The 15,436-nt window shown below is 53.4% G+C and carries 18 protein-coding genes; 11 read left to right on the top strand and 7 right to left on the bottom strand.

The annotated features are described in order from the left end of the window. Positions 1-54: 54 nt before the first annotated feature. From ccoN to gloA, 11 genes are all read left to right on the top strand, one after another. Entirely contained in the window at positions 55-1,500 is a 1,446-nt protein-coding gene (ccoN, locus tag Q8A57_RS01110) for a cytochrome-c oxidase, cbb3-type subunit I (RefSeq protein WP_305169705.1), read from the top strand. Positions 1,501-1,515: 15 nt separating this feature from the next. Then, complete coding sequence (ccoO, locus tag Q8A57_RS01105) at positions 1,516-2,130, top strand: cytochrome-c oxidase, cbb3-type subunit II (RefSeq protein WP_305169079.1); 615 nt, start codon at positions 1,516-1,518, stop codon at positions 2,128-2,130. Beyond that, positions 2,130-2,309 (top strand): cbb3-type cytochrome oxidase subunit 3, encoded by a 180-nt coding sequence (locus Q8A57_RS01100; RefSeq protein WP_305169078.1) that lies wholly within the window; start codon positions 2,130-2,132, stop codon positions 2,307-2,309. Before ccoO ends, Q8A57_RS01100 begins: the two co-directional genes overlap by 1 nt. Positions 2,310-2,317: 8 nt before the next feature. After that, positions 2,318-3,217, top strand: coding sequence for a cytochrome-c oxidase, cbb3-type subunit III (gene ccoP / locus Q8A57_RS01095; RefSeq protein WP_305169077.1), 900 nt, complete (start codon positions 2,318-2,320; stop codon positions 3,215-3,217). A 37-nt stretch (positions 3,218-3,254) separates the two neighbouring features. Next, positions 3,255-4,682, top strand: a complete 1,428-nt coding sequence (gene ccoG, locus Q8A57_RS01090; protein WP_305169076.1) for a cytochrome c oxidase accessory protein CcoG — start codon at positions 3,255-3,257, stop codon at positions 4,680-4,682. Positions 4,683-4,833: 151 nt separating this feature from the next. Continuing rightward, positions 4,834-5,358 (top strand): FixH family protein, encoded by a 525-nt coding sequence (locus Q8A57_RS01085; protein WP_305169075.1) that lies wholly within the window; start codon positions 4,834-4,836, stop codon positions 5,356-5,358. Then, a complete protein-coding gene (locus tag Q8A57_RS01080; RefSeq protein ID WP_305169074.1) occupies positions 5,355-7,802 on the top strand; it encodes a heavy metal translocating P-type ATPase in 2,448 nt (815 codons plus the stop codon). Before Q8A57_RS01085 ends, Q8A57_RS01080 begins: the two co-directional genes overlap by 4 nt. Before the next feature lie 36 nt (positions 7,803-7,838). Next, a complete protein-coding gene (gene ccoS, locus Q8A57_RS01075) occupies positions 7,839-8,054 on the top strand; it encodes a cbb3-type cytochrome oxidase assembly protein CcoS (protein ID WP_305169073.1) in 216 nt (71 codons plus the stop codon). Next, a complete protein-coding gene (locus Q8A57_RS01070; protein WP_305169072.1) occupies positions 8,054-8,794 on the top strand; it encodes a sulfite exporter TauE/SafE family protein in 741 nt (246 codons plus the stop codon). Before ccoS ends, Q8A57_RS01070 begins: the two co-directional genes overlap by 1 nt. A gap of 151 nt (positions 8,795-8,945) precedes the next feature. Then, entirely contained in the window at positions 8,946-9,545 is a 600-nt protein-coding gene (locus tag Q8A57_RS01065) for a Yip1 family protein (RefSeq protein WP_305169071.1), read from the top strand. A gap of 125 nt (positions 9,546-9,670) precedes the next feature. Continuing rightward, positions 9,671-10,054: a lactoylglutathione lyase gene (gene gloA / locus Q8A57_RS01060; protein WP_305169070.1), complete on the top strand. Its 384-nt coding sequence runs from the start codon at positions 9,671-9,673 to the stop codon at positions 10,052-10,054. Here the strand turns inward: gloA and Q8A57_RS01055 are convergent, their stop codons facing one another. Genes Q8A57_RS01055 through Q8A57_RS01025 form a run of 7 tightly spaced genes read right to left on the bottom strand, consistent with a single transcriptional unit; the run spans position 10,055 to position 15,423 of the window. Next, positions 10,055-10,783, bottom strand: a complete 729-nt coding sequence (locus Q8A57_RS01055; protein WP_305169069.1) for a hypothetical protein — start codon at positions 10,781-10,783, stop codon at positions 10,055-10,057. Between the two features lie 6 nt (positions 10,784-10,789). Further along, on the bottom strand, positions 10,790-11,599 hold the full coding sequence (locus tag Q8A57_RS01050; protein ID WP_305169068.1) for an FTR1 family protein: 810 nt from the start codon (positions 11,597-11,599) through the stop codon (positions 10,790-10,792). A 19-nt stretch (positions 11,600-11,618) separates the two neighbouring features. Beyond that, the gene (locus Q8A57_RS01045) at positions 11,619-11,966 is read right to left on the bottom strand and encodes a cupredoxin domain-containing protein (protein ID WP_305169067.1); all 348 of its coding nucleotides are present in this window, start codon (positions 11,964-11,966) and stop codon (positions 11,619-11,621) included. Next, entirely contained in the window at positions 11,959-13,278 is a 1,320-nt protein-coding gene (locus tag Q8A57_RS01040; protein ID WP_305169066.1) for an ATP-binding protein, read from the bottom strand. Before Q8A57_RS01040 ends, Q8A57_RS01045 begins: the two co-directional genes overlap by 8 nt. Then, positions 13,275-13,934, bottom strand: a complete 660-nt coding sequence (locus Q8A57_RS01035; protein ID WP_305169065.1) for a response regulator — start codon at positions 13,932-13,934, stop codon at positions 13,275-13,277. The genes Q8A57_RS01040 and Q8A57_RS01035 overlap by 4 nt, the downstream gene beginning before the upstream one ends. Before the next feature lie 9 nt (positions 13,935-13,943). Continuing rightward, entirely contained in the window at positions 13,944-14,600 is a 657-nt protein-coding gene (locus tag Q8A57_RS01030; RefSeq protein WP_305169064.1) for a tetratricopeptide repeat protein, read from the bottom strand. 22 nt (positions 14,601-14,622) lie between these two features. Beyond that, positions 14,623-15,423 carry an SDR family oxidoreductase gene (locus Q8A57_RS01025; RefSeq protein WP_305169063.1) on the bottom strand — a complete coding sequence of 267 codons (801 nt, stop codon included), beginning with the start codon at positions 15,421-15,423 and terminating at the stop codon, positions 14,623-14,625. Between the last annotated feature and the right edge of the window lie 13 nt (positions 15,424-15,436).

Here is a 15,436-nt window from a genome sequence, read left to right as displayed (position 1 = left end):
AGAACATCTTTACTCCGCAGTTCCTTTTAAATGGACGAACTACGAGAAAATCCAATGAGTAGCAATGTCACGACTGCCGGTGATCAGCCGGTCTACAACACCAAGGTGGTGAAGCAATTTGCCATCATGACTGTGGTTTGGGGTATTGTCGGTATGCTGGTGGGCGTCATTATCGCCGCTGAACTGGTTTGGCCCGACATTAACTTCAATCTGCCCTGGTTTCACTTTGGGCGCTTGAGACCACTTCACACCAACGCAGTGATTTTTGCCTTTGGCGGCTGCGCTCTGTTTACTTCTGTGTACCACGTGGTGCAGAGAACCTGTCAGACCACCTTGTTTGGTGGCCCACTGGCGGCGTTCACTTTCTGGGGTTGGCAGGCCATTATTGTTGCTGCGGCGATTACTCTGCCCTTGGGGATGACATCCTCCAAGGAATATGCGGAACTGGAATGGCCGATTGATATTGCCATTACGGTGGTATGGGTGGCGTTTGCAGTGGTGTTCTTTGGCACCATCATGAAGCGCACAACCAAGCACATCTATGTGGCGAACTGGTTCTTTGGTGCCTTTATCCTCACCATTGCCGTATTGCACCTGGGCAACAGTGCTGCGATCCCGGTGACTGCTACCAAATCCTACTCTGCCTACGCCGGTACCATTGATGCGATGGTGCAGTGGTGGTACGGGCACAACGCGGTGGGCTTCTTCCTGACCGCTGGCTTCCTGGGCATGATGTACTACTTTGTACCGAAGCAGGCAGGTCGTCCGGTTTATTCCTACCGTTTGTCCATTGTTCACTTCTGGGCGCTGATTGCTGTCTACATCTGGGCGGGTCCCCACCACCTGATGTACTCCGCACTGCCCGACTGGGCTCAGAGCCTGGGTATGGTGATGTCTCTGATTCTGTTGGCACCTTCATGGGGTGGCATGATCAACGGCATGATGACCCTGTCCGGTGCTTGGCACAAACTGCGCAACGACCCGACACTCCGCTTCCTGGTGGTTTCTCTGTCCTTCTACGGTATGTCCACTTTTGAAGGCCCGATGATGTCTATCAAGACAGTGAATGCACTTTCCCATAACACCGACTGGACGATCGGTCACGTGCACTCTGGTGCTCTGGGCTGGGTAGCGATGGTGTCCATTGGTATGCTTTACAACTTGATTCCAGTGCTCTACAAGCGCAACCGGATGTACAGCGTCAGCCTGATCAACCTGCACTTCTGGATGTCTACCATTGGCACTGTACTTTATATCGCTTCCATGTGGGTGAACGGTATTGCACAGGGTCTGATGTGGCGCGCATTCAACACCGACGGCACGTTGACCTACAGCTTTGCCGAAGCGATTGAGGCCAGCTATCCGGGTTACTACGTGCGACTGCTAGGTGGTGTCATCTTCCTCGGCGGTATGCTGATCATGGCATACAACGTGTGGCGGACGATTCGCGGTGACGAGCAGGAGCAGGAAGATGTTGCTGCTCAAGTACAGACTGCGTGATAGGGGAGAGCGACAGTGAAACACGAAATTGTTGAAAAGAATATTGGCCTGATGATCGTGCTGATCGTGGTTGCGATCAGCTTTGGTGGCCTGGCCCAGATTATCCCCCTGTTCTGGCAGGCGGATACCACGGAACCTCTTGATGGACTCAAGCCTCTCGGAGCCATGGCTTTGGAAGGTCGCGATATCTACATCCGGGAAGGTTGTAATGTCTGCCATACCCAAATGGTTCGTCCATTCCGCGCGGAAACCGAGCGTTACGGTCACTACTCGGTTGCCGGTGAACACGTCTACGAGCATCCCTTCCTTTGGGGCTCCAAGCGTACCGGCCCAGACCTCGCTAGGGTTGGGGCGCGTTACAGTGATGACTGGCACCGTGCTCACCTTTATAACCCTCGCGATGTAGTGCCCGAATCCAATATGCCAGCGTTCCCCTGGTTGTTTGAGAATACGGTAACCGGCAAGGATACCGCGGCGAAGATGAAAGCACTGCGGATGGTTGGCGTACCCTACACCGATGAAGATATTGCCAATGCGGCCAAGCCATTTGCCAGTGGCGAAGTCAAAGAAATTGATGCGCTGGTGGTTTATCTGCAACAGCTGGGCACACTTTTGACACAGAAACGCTAATGGATCAGGGCACATTACAGGGTATCGGTACCATCCTGACCATGATCGCCTTCCTGGGTATTTGCTGGTGGGCATATAGCGGCCGTAAAAAGAAAGACTTTGATGAGGCGTCTCAACTACCGTTTGCCGATGAGCAAAACGAACGTGAAGACTCTCAGACAAAAGACAACGAGAGGTAGGACCTGATATGAGTACCTTCTGGAGTATCTGGATTATCGTCATCACCCTGATCACGATCGCGGGCTGTACGTGGCTGCTGTTTGCCAACCGCAAAGTAGAAGTTCGCGAGGACCTCAAGGAAGGCGAGGCGCCAAAAACCGGCCATGTTTACGATGGGATTGAAGAGTATGACAATCCGCTTCCTGGCTGGTGGTTCAAAATGTTTGTGGGCACGGTTATCTTTGGTATCGGCTATCTGATTCTGTATCCCGGATTGGGTAGTTACGCCGGAGTCTTGGGCTGGACCCAAGTGGGGCAGTGGCAGGAAGAGGTGGCTGAAGCTGAAGCCAAATACGCCCCGGTGTATGCACAGTACGCGGATATGCCCGTAGAAGAGCTGATTGCCAACCCGGACGCCATGAAAATGAGCCGTCGTCTGTTTAATAACAATTGCTCGGTTTGTCATGGTTCTGATGGTCGTGGAAGCTATGGTTTTCCCAACCTGGCGGATAGCGATTGGCTGTATGGCGGCAGTGCCGACAATATCAAGACATCCATCACTCAGGGGCGTAAGGGTATGATGCCTGCCTGGGGCGCTGTCATCGGCGAAGAGGGTGTTGACCAGGTTGCTGAGTATGTTTTCAAGCTCAGTGGTCGAGAACACGATGAAGCCAAGGCGAATGTCGGTGCACAGACCTATGCCACCTACTGCGCGGCCTGTCACGGAGCAGAGGGCAAAGGCGTGGCGGCAATGGGAGCACCGAACTTGACTGATGGTGTCTGGTTGTATGGCGGTTCACCTTCACTGGTTCGTCATTCCATTCGCAACGGAAGAAATGGCAATATGCCGGCTCAGGCTGACAAGCTGAAAGCGGAGAAAATTCATCTGCTGACCGCCTACGTGTACAACCTGTCCAAAAACCAGTAATTGACGAGGTTTTCTCTTAGAGGAGTGAGAAGCTGACATGACTGAGCAAAACAGGCCCGGGATGGATTCCCCGGATGAGTCTCACGAAGAAGTCATCAAGGTTCTGGATCTTTACCAGACACGGGAAAAAATCCAGACCCGTCAGCTTCCCGGTTTTTTCAGGAGTTTGCAGCGCTGGACATGGATGCCCATGATCGCTGCTTATTTCCTGGTGCCCTGGATCAATATGGATGGGCGGCAGGCAGTCTGGTTTGATCTGCCAGCCCGAAAATTCCACATCTTTTGGATCACTTTCTGGCCCCAGGATTTTATGTTGCTGGCCTGGGCGCTGATCATTTCTGCCTTCGCTCTATTTACTGTGACGGTGCTTGTCGGTCGCGTCTGGTGCGGCTTTTCCTGCCCGCAAACCGTCTGGACCATGATCTTCATGTATATCGAGGACTGGTGTGAGGGCGACCGTAACCAGCGTATCAAGCTCGATAAATCTCCCTGGGACGGCAACAAGATCCTGCGCCGCGGCGGCAAGTTTCTGCTGTGGGGGTTGGTGGGATTTGTCACTGGCCTCACGTTCGTCGGTTACTACAACCCGATTCGCGATCTGGTGCCGGAAATGTTCACCTTTACCGCCCATCCGGCGGCGGTGTTCTGGACACTTTTCTTCACGGTTATGACATTCATGAATGCGGGATTTCTGCGGGAGCAGGTGTGTAAATACATGTGCCCCTATGCCCGTTTTCAGTCTGTCATGTTCGATAGGGACACCCTGATTGTCTCCTACGATGCGGAGCGCGGTGAACCTCGCGGTGCACGTAAAAAGGGTGTGGACCACCGTGCCGACGGCAAGGGTGATTGCGTCGACTGTTCGTTATGTGTACAGGTGTGCCCCACAGGCATTGATATCCGTAATGGTTTGCAATACGAATGTATCGATTGTGGCTTGTGCATTGATGCCTGTAACACAGTGATGGACAAAATGGGCTATGACCCGGGCCTGATCCGATTTACCACTGAACATGCCATGGAGCATGGTGAAACACATATCTTACGACCTCGATTTATTGGTTATGCCCTGGCACTAACCATCATGATCAGTGCGTTCGGTTACACCATTCTCACCCGTATGCCTCTGGGTGTGGATGTTATTCGTGATCGAAATGTTCTCTACCGGGAAAATACACAGGGCCTGGCGGAAAACATCTATACCCTGAAGATCAACAATATGGATACGCAGGGCCACCGCTACAGTATTCGTGTCGAGGGTGAATATCCCTTTAATTACCTTGGTGCTACGGAGGTTTCCGTGGCGGAAGGCGAAGTGCTGAGCATGCCGGTGAGGGTTGAGCTCGATCCCGGGGTGATGAAAAATCCTAATGCTGACGTCACCTTTATTGTTGAATCGGTGGATAACCCCGCCATTCATGCGATAGAGGAAAACCGCTTTATCGGACCGCGACTACGACGTTGATCGGCAGTCTGTTTGGCCAGGCTTGAGCCAAAGAGATGGTTTTTGACCATGTGGTCAGCGTTGTTTCCCATTGCAAAAGGTGTATTCTCTGAGCCGCTCCTGTCGGGCATCAAATGCCTGCCGAACTGAATTCACCTGATGAGGTAATACTTTGCGCCATTCTCCTCTTTCCCAGAACGACGGCCTGGACAAGCAACCTTGGTACCGCCAGTTTTGGCCCTGGTTTCTAATAGCACTGCCCGCTACCGTGGTGGTTGCAAGTCTGATCACGGTTTACATTGCCTTCAAGCATCAGGATCCGTTGGTCGTCGACAGCTATTACCGCAAAGGCCTGGCTATCAACCAGGTCCTTGAGCAAGACCGGTTGGCGGCCCAGTTGGGACTCACAGCCGAAGTGCGTCTGGACCCCGAAAGTGGTGAGTTGTTTATCAAGCTGCTGGGTGCCGAGACGCCGCCAAAGGAGCTGACCCTGCTGCTGCTTCACCCAACCAGTGAGGATAATGATCGCGAGTTGTTGATGTCGGCGATTACTACTGGTCAGTACCGAACAGATTTGGATCAACAACTGCTGCACCGTTACTACATCCGCTTGCTTCCGGAACCCGGGCGGGAATGGCGGCTGGCGGGCGAGCTCGATTTTTCTGCATCCCATCAGCTGACATTGAAGGCTCAATGACGGCAATACCCTGTTATCACTGCGGTCTGCCCGTCCCCGAGGGGACAGATTTCACTCTGGAGATTCAGGGCCAGGCACGCCCAATGTGTTGTCCTGGTTGTCTGGCTGTGGCGACGGCCATCTGCGATGGTGGGCTGGCGCGGTTTTATCAATACAGAACCAGTAACGTCAGCCGTCCTGAAGAAGTCCGCACAGATTTGCTGGCTGCTTACGACCTACCTGATGTGCAGTGCGACTATCTGGAAAACCTGGAAAATGGCGATCGCCAAATACAGTTGCTGGTGGGCGGTATTAGTTGCAGCGCTTGCGCATGGTTGATTGAAAAGCACCTCAAGAAACTTTCTGGTATCTCTGATGTTCAGGTGAATGTCACCAGTCACCGCGCCATGGTGAGTTGGGACCCTGCGCAGTTGAAGCTGAGTCAGTTGCTGGGAGCGCTGGTGGATATTGGCTACGACCCGCGCCCAGTGACCGATGAGGCGGTCAAGGCTTTGCGCCAACAGGAAAATCGGCGTTTTCTGCAACGGTTGGGTATTGCCGGTCTGGCCATGATGCAGGTAGGTATGATTGCCGTGGGGCTTTATGCCGGCGCTTTTCAGGATATGGATCCAGTCTGGGAAAATTACCTGCGCTGGGTCAGTCTCATCATTACCCTGCCTGTCGCCGGGTTTTCAGCGGTTCCATTTTACCAAGCGGCCTGGCGCAGTATCCGCCAATGGCATCTCACCATGGATGTGCCGGTTTCACTGGCAATTGTGCTGGCTTTCAGCGCCAGTTGCTGGGCTACCATCAGTCGCAGCGGCGAAGTGTATTTTGACTCGGTGGCCATGTTTACGTTTTTTCTGTTGCTGGGCAGATACCTGGAGATGCGGGTAAGGCATCGCAACGATATGCAGGCAGAGGCACTGGGCCAGCTGCTACCGGTGACGACCTGTCGCATAGACCCTGATGGTTCGGATAGCGTGGTTCCGGTTAAGGCGCTACAGGTTGGTGACCTTATTCGAGTGGCTGCTGGGGACACTATCCCCTGTGATGGCGACATTGAGACCGGTGTCAGCAGTGTTGTTGAAGCGGTACTGACCGGGGAACAAATGCCTGTTTACAAGGCTGTTGGCGATAGCGTTAGTGCAGGCACCATCAACAGTGAAAATCCACTGGTAGTGCGGGTGGCGGCAGTTGGCCATCGCACGCGTTTGTCTGCCATTCTCAGACTGGTAGAGAAGGCTCGCAGTGAAAAGCCGGTGCAGGTGGCGTTGGCAGACCGGGTGGCCGGTTACTTTGTCGGTGCTGTATTGCTGATTGCGGTGGGCGTTGGTGCCTGGTGGTGGCAGCATCAGCCTGAGCAGGCTTTGTGGGTTGTCCTCTCTGTGCTGGTTGTGACTTGCCCCTGTGCGTTGTCCCTGGCGACCCCCGCCGCTATTGCTGTTGCCACGGGTGAGTTGCGCCGCCAAGGCTTTCTGGTGAGTCGAGGACAAGTGTTAGAAGTGCTCTCAACAGCCGATGAACTGGTGTTTGATAAAACGGGTACATTGACGCTGGGCAATATGAGTATCGCAGGGGTTGTAACACTGGCGGATCAACCCGAATCCAAAATACTGAGCCTGGCAGCCACGCTAGAGCAGGGCTCCAGGCACCCGATTGCCAGGGCTTTTACTGGCATTGATACCATTCCTGACGTCAGCAAGGTCTCCCAGCAGGTGGGTGCGGGGGTTGCCGCTGCCATTCAGGGGGTCAGTTACGCCATTGGACAGCCGCAATTTGTCGCTGAAAAGATGGGGTTTGCTGTCCCGAAGCTGACTGAAACATGCTCTGGTCAGATTCCACTGTTGTTGGGTGAAGAGGGTCGCCCACTGGGCTGGATCCTCTTGCAGGATCAGATGCGTAACGGGGCGCGAGAAGCTATCTCGCAATTACAGCAGTTAAAAGTTGGGGTAACGCTGCTCAGTGGTGATCGCCAACAGGCCGTTTCGGAGATGGCAAAAAATTTGTCGGTGAATGCCTATCGGGGCGAAATGCAGCCCCAACAAAAACTGGCCTGGGTGAATGAGTGTCAGCAGCAGGGACACCGAGTGTTGATGGTGGGGGACGGTATTAATGATGTTCCGGTACTAAGTGGCGCTGATGCATCGGTTGCTCTGGGAGACGCCAGTGATTTTGCGCGCATCCATGCAGACAGTATTCTGCTTTCAGGTAACCTTGAGACTATGCCGTTGGCCATTCGACTGGCACGGCGAACCCGTGGCGTGATACGTCAGAATCTTGGATGGGCGTTAATCTATAATCTGTTGGCACTGCCATTGGCGGCTTGTGGGTATATTCCACCGTGGGCGGCAGCTATTGGTATGTCGTTGAGCTCTTTGATTGTGGTGGTCAATGCCTTGCGACTAAGTCGCACGGCTAAATCAGAGTCTGTGGTGTCGGCTGAAATGCCACAATACACTTAATATTAATTTTATAAAAATGAAGTAATCTATTGTTATATGGAAAGTTTATATCTTCTCATACCTGTTTCTTTGATCTTTTGTGCGCTGGCGGTCTGGTTATACTTCTGGGCAGTTAACAGTGGACAGTACGATGATCTCGAGGGCGAGGCAGATCGTATTCTGTTCGAGGAAAGCGATGTGCAACCCGAAAATAATGAGGGTGAAGAGACCGTTCCAAACTCCGAGACTGACAAAAAAGGAGACGCACCCTGATGTCCGATATCGGTGATATGTCTGTCCTTGCCATGTTTGTGATCGGACTTATGGGGGCCGGCCACTGTGTTGGCATGTGCGGTGGCATCGTTGCTGCGCTCGGTTTTGCCACTGAGGGCAAGGGGCGGCGCTGGCCAATTCTGTTGAGCTATAACCTGGGAAGAATCCTGTCCTACAGTGTGGCAGGAGGTCTGGTGGGGCTACTGGGTTTATTTGGTAGGGAATATCTGTTTCTCGGGCCCTGGCTGCGGGGTTTATCCGGTGTGTTGTTAATCCTGATGGGCTTGTATCTGGCGGACTGGTGGCGAGTGCTATCCTGGTTAGAGCGAGGCGGACAGTATATCTGGCGTTATTTGCAGCCTCTTGGTAATGGCCTGTTTCGGGTCACTGGCGTCGGTAGGGGATTTTTGTTCGGTATGCTCTGGGGATGGTTGCCCTGCGGCCTGGTTTATTCGGCATTGGCCTTTGCCGCCGCTACTGCTGAACCGCTATCCGGGGCGTTGGCGATGGCCGCTTTTGGGGTGGGGACCCTGCCGGCCATGTTGGCCGGGGGTTTCTTCTCCGCCCAGCTTCAGCAGTGGTTACAAGGTAGAGTGCTACGGTCACTAATGGCCCTGGTGCTGATTCTCTTTGGTGCGTGGATAGTGTGGAGCGCGGTGGCCCATGCGCACCATCAGCCAGTAGAGGCAGCATCCGAGAAAGGCATTTCTAATGCTAATCATCAGCATATGCACCACTAAAACTCGAATACCATAATTGCCTGTGGGTTAGTTGACTTTGATCAATTCATGGGTTTGACTTCGGGAGTATAAGAGTGGGTACTTCAAGGGTAAAAAGTAGTTCCCATAACCTGTTATTAACCAACAGCAAAAATACAAACACGGGGATATTATGTTAGGACACATTGTTGGATTGCTTTACGATCCGCAGACTGAATGGAAAAAAATCGGTGCTCTGCCTGAGGAAACCCTCAAGCGCATGAGTATCTACTTCATTTTTTTGGGTATGGTGCCGGCCATTGGTTTTTATATTGGCACCACACAGTTCGGCTGGACCATTATCGGCGATGAACCGGTGCGAATTACCGAAGCCAGCGCCATTCCATTGGTGGTCCTGTTCTACTTTGCCCTGATGGGGGCTTTGATCTTTATCGGCTGGATGATTGGCTGGATGTCAAAGACCTATAACGCTGAAACCAATTCTTTCAAAGGATTTGTGTTCATGGGGCTGTGTTGCAGCCCGGTGTTCCTGGCCGGCATCTTTGCGGTTTATCCTATCTGGTGGTTTGACCTGCTTCTGGCTACAGCGGCCTGCAGTTACGCCATTAGGCTCATGTACCTGGGTATTCCCGATGTCATGCATGTTCCGGAAGATCAGGGCTTCCTGTACGCCAGTGCCATCTTTGCCATGGCGCTGGTCTATGTAGTGGTGGTGCTGGTAGCCACCGTACTGCTGTGGGAATATGTCGCCGCGCCGGTGTTTACTAACTAACATTGATGATGAACTGTGAAGAAGCCGGGCAATCGCCCGGCTTTTTTGTTGCCGGGTGTTTGTATTGTGGTGTGGCCATTGGTTAGAGTGAAGGCATAGCGGTAACAGTGCTTGGGAGACTGAAAATGCGTTTATTACACACCATGTTGCGAGTGGGTGATCTGGAAAAATCAATCGCTTTCTACCGGGATGTGCTGGGTATGCAGTTACTGCGTCGCAATGACTACCCCGAAGGGAGATTTACTCTGGCTTTCCTGGGTTACGGTGGGGAAGCAGAGAATACCGTGCTGGAGTTGACCCATAACTGGGATACCGAACACTATGACCTGGGTAATGGCTATGGGCATATTGCCATTGGCGTCGATGATGTCTATGCAGCTTGTGAGCGAATCCGTGCATCCGGTGGCAAAGTGGTGCGCGAACCGGGTCCGATGAAGCACGGTTCCACAGTGCTGGCCTTCGTGGAAGACCCGGACGGCTACAAGGTTGAGCTGTTGTCTGAAGACTGATCAGAATTCGTATTCCAGCAGCGCCCGGAAGGTGTTGTTGGCGCTGTCTTCATCGAGCCCGAAAATCAAGCCTATTTCCCAGTGCAGGTTGCGGCGGATGCCAGCCTTCAGGTCACCCATAAGCACTGGTCCAAGTGCCTTCGTGTCCTGTCCGGCATAAAACTCAACGGCGGGTTCCAGCCATCGGGATAGCCGATAGCGGGTTTGTAAGCCCAGGGAGGTTTCGATTTCATCGTCGATATCCGAGCCCCACTCCTGGCTGACCAGGAAGTTGGCGGTACCGCTCCAGCGCCCCCATTCCTTTTCCACCAGTACGCCGGTAGAGAACTCCCAGATACTTTCGTTGGATTCCTTTTCAAGCTCAAATAGCAGGCCCCAGTCCGCCCAGAATTCACCCTGTTCAGTGAGCTGCCATTTAGCTTCGAGCTCATAGGCTTCCAGCTTGAAACCAGTGTCTTCTGACTGTTCCCCGGTCAGGTAGATTTCACCAAACCAGCGATCACCAAAGGCGCGCCCGTAAGAAAAGCGGTGTAGTTGCAGGTTATCTTCCTGTCCAGGCTGGTCATCCTGGTAGATGGCCCGCCACTCCAATTCCTGCTCGAGGGCATCTACATAGGGGTGGTAAATTTTGTCAACGGAGTTGCCGTCAGCAATTGCCAGACCGGAGAACACCAGAAGGACAAAGGGTGCATAACCTGAACTCGGGAGGCGAATGGCAGGAAATATCATTGGCAGTCAATCCTCCTTTCTGTCTGCCAGCAGGGGCTGGCGTTTGAGATGTCGCTGTCGGCTGCCAAGCCAGGCCATCAAAGCCACAAGAATGATGCCTGCAGCATAAGCTACGCCCTGAAGTACGGAAGGCGTTGCTTCATAACCGACAAGTGCATATAGCAAATGACCGGGTATGGAGTTTTCCGGCAACCAGTGGCCACTGTCCCAAAGGATTGCAGTAGGAGGCAGCCAGTCGGCCTGTGTGAGCAGCAGTGTCGCCTGAGAAGACATATTCCCGGCAATCAGGGCCAGTAGTAGCAGACAACAGGACGTTATCCAGCACCGTGGCAGCCAGAACAGGCTGTAATAGAGGAGTATGCCCACGCTGATGCCAATGCCCGCGCCAATGCCCGCACCCGTCAAGGTCGGCTGTAGGTGCGATGGCTGGCTTAACACTCCTTCGATATAGATAAATACCTCCGCACCTTCCCGTGTCAGGGAAAATGCCACACTGGCCACCATGCAGATGGTTACTAACCGTTGTCGCCCCGGTGACCGATCGCCGGACATGGAAAATGCAAATAGGGCCAGTAGCAGTGTGATTGCGTACTGCATACTGGCGTTGACGACTTCCTGGCCCACGTAATCAAACCATTCGGACACGTTGGCCATGTTTAGGGAGAGCAGCAGTGATCCAGCAAAGCCAGCGCTGAGTGCTGTGAGCAGCCAGTAAGGCCTCCTTTCATCTAGGCGACTGAAGACCATCAGCACACTTACCAGCAGCGCCGCTTCGAGAATTTCCTGGAGTATCAGAACTACCGAATTCAAGAACATGGAATATCTGCCTCAATATTCATGGGGTCACCACCACTTTTCCCTGTGCGGTTTTAGGGTAAAACTCCCCGAAAAATGGGTATTCCCCTTGAGGCAATGGGCCAATAAAGATGACGGTCTTGCGGTTACCGGGAATGACTTTTTCCCGGTTCAGTTCATAGCTCTCGAATTCTTCCGGTGTAGGGTCTTCATTGATCACCAGCAGCTTGACCTTGGTATCTGCGGGAATTTCCAGAGTCTCGGGGAAAAATAGATGATCTTTGATCCTCAGCTCGATCACTGGTGTACCTGCCATGGAAGTTTGGGCCAGCAGGATACACAGGGTTGCCAGTGCGAAGCGTAAGTAGTACCTGATGATTCTAGTCATGGCTGTCTGGTGTCCGGGGAAACAGAATAATGAACGCCGTTCCTGTGTCAAAACTGGATGGTGCGATGCTGGTGCGTGCGTTGTGCAGGTCTGCAATGTGTTTGACAATGGTAAGCCCGAGGCCACAACCCTGAACAGCAGCCACGTCCTTAATATGACTTAGGCGCTGAAAGCGCTCGAACACCTTGCTGTAATCCGTGGGTGAAATACCCGGACCGGAATCTTCAACTTTCAGGCAAATGTGGCCACCGACAGCCTCTGTCGTGACCCGAATCTGCCCGCCAGGTGGGGTGTATTTGTTGGCATTGCTGAGCAGGTTTTGCAACAGCGTGGTGAGGGCAAACGGGTCTCCCTCTACAAAACAGTTATCACCTTCCAGTTCCAGTAGTTGATTGCATTTTTCAAAATCATGGTGCTGGTTGGCAATGACTTCCTGTGCCAGTTCGTAAAGGTTGAGGCGAGTCATTTGATGGGAAAACTCTTCCGGCGTCGAACGATACAGGGATAGGAGTTGCTCCACCAAGTGCTGCATCCGTTCAACGCCGGCCTCCAACTGGGCAAAGGCTTCATTACCCTGAGGGACTTCCTCCCGCAGGTTGTGCAGCTGTACCTTGAGGGCACTGATGGGGGTGCGCAACTCGTGTGCAGCATCGGCGGTGAAACGCTTTTCCCGGTCCAGTGCACTGCCGAGGCGGCGCATCAGGGCATTAATGGAGTGGTTGACCTGTTTAAGCTCGCTTTTCAGATCCGGTATGGCTATGGGGGTGAGGTCATTGGCTTGCTTGTTTTTCAGTTGTTCGGAAAGATCCCGCAACGGCTTCAGGCCCCGGCTCACAATCAGCCAGATCAGCAGGCCGGCCAAAGGAATGCCCAGCAGGATGGGTAGCACGGCCTGAGTGATCACGCTTTCCGCGAGCATGTAGCGCAAGTCACTGCGCTCTGCGACGATGATCCAGTTGTTGTGGTTGTCGTCGTAGAAAACCAATGTTCGCCAGCGATAGCCGTTGAAATTTGCGTGATCAAATCCGGGCAGCAACTCGATAATCGGTTTGCGCAGGCTGGGTGATGAGGTGGCAATCAGCTGGTTGTTATGCCACACCTGGTAGGCCAGGTTGTTTTGAGGGCTGGGAGGTGTCTGTATCTGCTCAGTATGCAGGTTGGCAATCAGTTTGGCGGTCTGATAGAGCTGGTTGTCAAACAGTTGCTCCGCTTCCCTCAGGCTGGCCTGGTAACCCTGCAGGGCAGCGACAAAATTGAACAGGGTAAGGATTGCCAATATAGAGGCAATCAGGAACAGCCTGATGGAGCTCACGGCGGTGCGACCTTATAACCGACACCGCGAACTGTTTTGATGAAGTCAGAACCCAGTTTTTTTCTCAGGTGATGGATATGAACTTCCAGGGCATTGCTGCAAACCTCTTCCCCCCAGCTGTAGAGTCGGGTTTCCAGGGTACTCCGGGTGAGTACTTTACCGGCATTCTCCATCAGGCTTTTTAGCAACATGTATTCCTTGCGGGAAAGCTCCTGGGGTTGCTCGCGAAAAAATACTTCCTGATTGCTGGTATCGAGCGCTACTTCGCCAATCTGGATAAGATTGGATTTGACCGTGCCGAGGCGGCGTTCCAATACTCTGAGCCGAGCCAGTAACTCGGTCATTTCGAAAGGCTTGGCCAGGTAATCGTCGGCGCCACTGTCAAGCCCGGCGACCTTGTCATCGACGGAGTCCCGGGCTGTCAGCAGCAATACCGGCAGGGTCTGCAGCTTGTCTCGAATCTTCTGTAGTACCTTCAGGCCATCCATATCAGGAAGACCCAGGTCGAGGATGATGATATCCGGGGGTTCGGTGACAATCACATGAAGACAGGCATCGCCGGTCTCCACATGATTGACGGAATAGCCCTGCTTGCGGAGTGCAGTTTGCAGCCCCTGGGCCAGGGGCCTGTCATCTTCAACCAGCAGAACTTGCATTAGCCAGGATTAGTCCTTGAGTTTTTTCTCTACGGTGGCCAGGGCTGCATCGATCTCCAGTTGACGCCCCTTGTCGGCCAGAGGGCGGTTGGGGCGGGGAGGAGCATTTTTGGCGTTGAGAAGATAGGTTTTGGCTTCAGAGTACCGTTTCTTCGAGATCAGATAGTCACCGAAAAAGTAGTTGCTATCAATACCGTTGGGGTTGATGGACAACGCTTTTTGCAGCAACTCTTCGGCCTTCTTGTCGTCGCCAAAACCGATAGGCCAGCCGGGTACATTGAAATACAGGGTGCCGAGACTGGTGTAGGCAGAACCATCCAGAGCATCCGCGTTGATTTTCATGGCCGCTTCCAGGTCAGCCTTGGAAGACTTGGCCAGACCCAGCGCGCCGAGACCGCCTTTGGCTCCTGCGTGGGTGGACTTGATAATGCCGCGCCAGATCAATGGTTCGGCTTGATCCGGGTAACTGGCTACCACCTTGTCAGCATCACTGGTCAGTGTTTCAAAGGCGGATAACTGAGCTTTGCCGTTCATTTCGTAATTCACCTTTGCCCAACGGTGTTGCAGGTTGGAAATATCCTCGGTGATACCCGCCCAGGCCGGGGTGGCAGACAGGGTAAGCAGGGTCACAGCAGCTGCCATCAGAGTTGAAAAACGTGACTTCATGGTAAGGCTCTCCATCTGGTATTCATTTTGTCTCGAGCTGGTGCTCTGTGTACTTTCTGATTACGGGAATTTTTTTGACCAGAGCGCTGTGGACGATGCCGGGAAACAGGGCATTGATTCGCACAAACAGCTTTTCCGGCCATCCCATGTAGTGTTGCTGGCGGTTTGATGTCACCAGTTCCACCAGTGCATCGGCCACCCGCTGGGGTGAGTCGGTTTTATTGCCGAGGGCCTGATTCAGGTCGTTGACAGCCGTCGAGTTCAGACTGGTATCGGTGGCCCTGGGGGCCAGGTAAAACACCTTTATGGGCGTATCCGCCAGTTCCCGGCACAGCGCTTCGGAAAAACCCCTCAGGCCAAATTTGCTGGCACAGTAACTGGCAAAACCTGGGTGGCCGATACTGCCGAATGTGGAGCCGACATTGATGATGGCGGCTTCTTCACGGGTTTTCAGCAGCGGTATCAGGCGGCGTGTCAGCAGCATGGGTGACAGCAGATTGGTGGTGATGATCTGCTCAATGGTGGCGTCTGACTGGTATTCAAAAAAGCTGAAATCCAGCGTGCCTGCCAGATTAATAAGCAGGTTGATACCCCCGGATTCCTGGCAGTGGGTGGCAATCAGCTGTCGGCCCTCATCACTGGAAATGTCTGCTGTGATGGCCCGGTGTTGCCCTGGTAGTTCTTCCAACAGGGTGTTCAGACTGTCCGTACGGCGCCCCACCAGTAAGAGATGCGCGCCCTGGCGTGCCAGAGTTTTAGCCACTGTACGACCGATACCGCCTGAAGCTCCGGTGAGCAGCACGGTTTTATTCTGTAGTTTCATAGAGATGAAGACC

The organism is Porticoccus litoralis (assembly GCF_030676955.1).
Lineage (GTDB): Bacteria > Pseudomonadota > Gammaproteobacteria > Pseudomonadales > Porticoccaceae > Porticoccus > Porticoccus litoralis.
Note: the sequence above shows the minus strand (reverse complement) of the source record. Positions and strands in the feature narration are given on the sequence as shown.

Coding starts and splice junctions, on each gene's coding strand:
- Q8A57_RS01080 (WP_305169074.1), top strand. CDS start 5,355: ATGACGGCAATACCCTGTTATCACTGCGGTCTGCCCGTCCCCGAGGGG.
- ccoS (WP_305169073.1), top strand. CDS start 7,839: ATGGAAAGTTTATATCTTCTCATACCTGTTTCTTTGATCTTTTGTGCG.
- ccoP (WP_305169077.1), top strand. CDS start 2,318: ATGAGTACCTTCTGGAGTATCTGGATTATCGTCATCACCCTGATCACG.
- Q8A57_RS01050 (WP_305169068.1), bottom strand. CDS start 11,599: ATGTTCTTGAATTCGGTAGTTCTGATACTCCAGGAAATTCTCGAAGCG.
- Q8A57_RS01035 (WP_305169065.1), bottom strand. CDS start 13,934: ATGCAAGTTCTGCTGGTTGAAGATGACAGGCCCCTGGCCCAGGGGCTG.
- Q8A57_RS01045 (WP_305169067.1), bottom strand. CDS start 11,966: ATGACTAGAATCATCAGGTACTACTTACGCTTCGCACTGGCAACCCTG.
- ccoN (WP_305169705.1), top strand. CDS start 55: ATGAGTAGCAATGTCACGACTGCCGGTGATCAGCCGGTCTACAACACC.
- ccoG (WP_305169076.1), top strand. CDS start 3,255: ATGACTGAGCAAAACAGGCCCGGGATGGATTCCCCGGATGAGTCTCAC.
- Q8A57_RS01065 (WP_305169071.1), top strand. CDS start 8,946: ATGTTAGGACACATTGTTGGATTGCTTTACGATCCGCAGACTGAATGG.
- Q8A57_RS01030 (WP_305169064.1), bottom strand. CDS start 14,600: ATGAAGTCACGTTTTTCAACTCTGATGGCAGCTGCTGTGACCCTGCTT.
- Q8A57_RS01100 (WP_305169078.1), top strand. CDS start 2,130: ATGGATCAGGGCACATTACAGGGTATCGGTACCATCCTGACCATGATC.
- Q8A57_RS01025 (WP_305169063.1), bottom strand. CDS start 15,423: ATGAAACTACAGAATAAAACCGTGCTGCTCACCGGAGCTTCAGGCGGT.
- gloA (WP_305169070.1), top strand. CDS start 9,671: ATGCGTTTATTACACACCATGTTGCGAGTGGGTGATCTGGAAAAATCA.
- Q8A57_RS01070 (WP_305169072.1), top strand. CDS start 8,054: ATGTCCGATATCGGTGATATGTCTGTCCTTGCCATGTTTGTGATCGGA.
- Q8A57_RS01055 (WP_305169069.1), bottom strand. CDS start 10,783: ATGATATTTCCTGCCATTCGCCTCCCGAGTTCAGGTTATGCACCCTTT.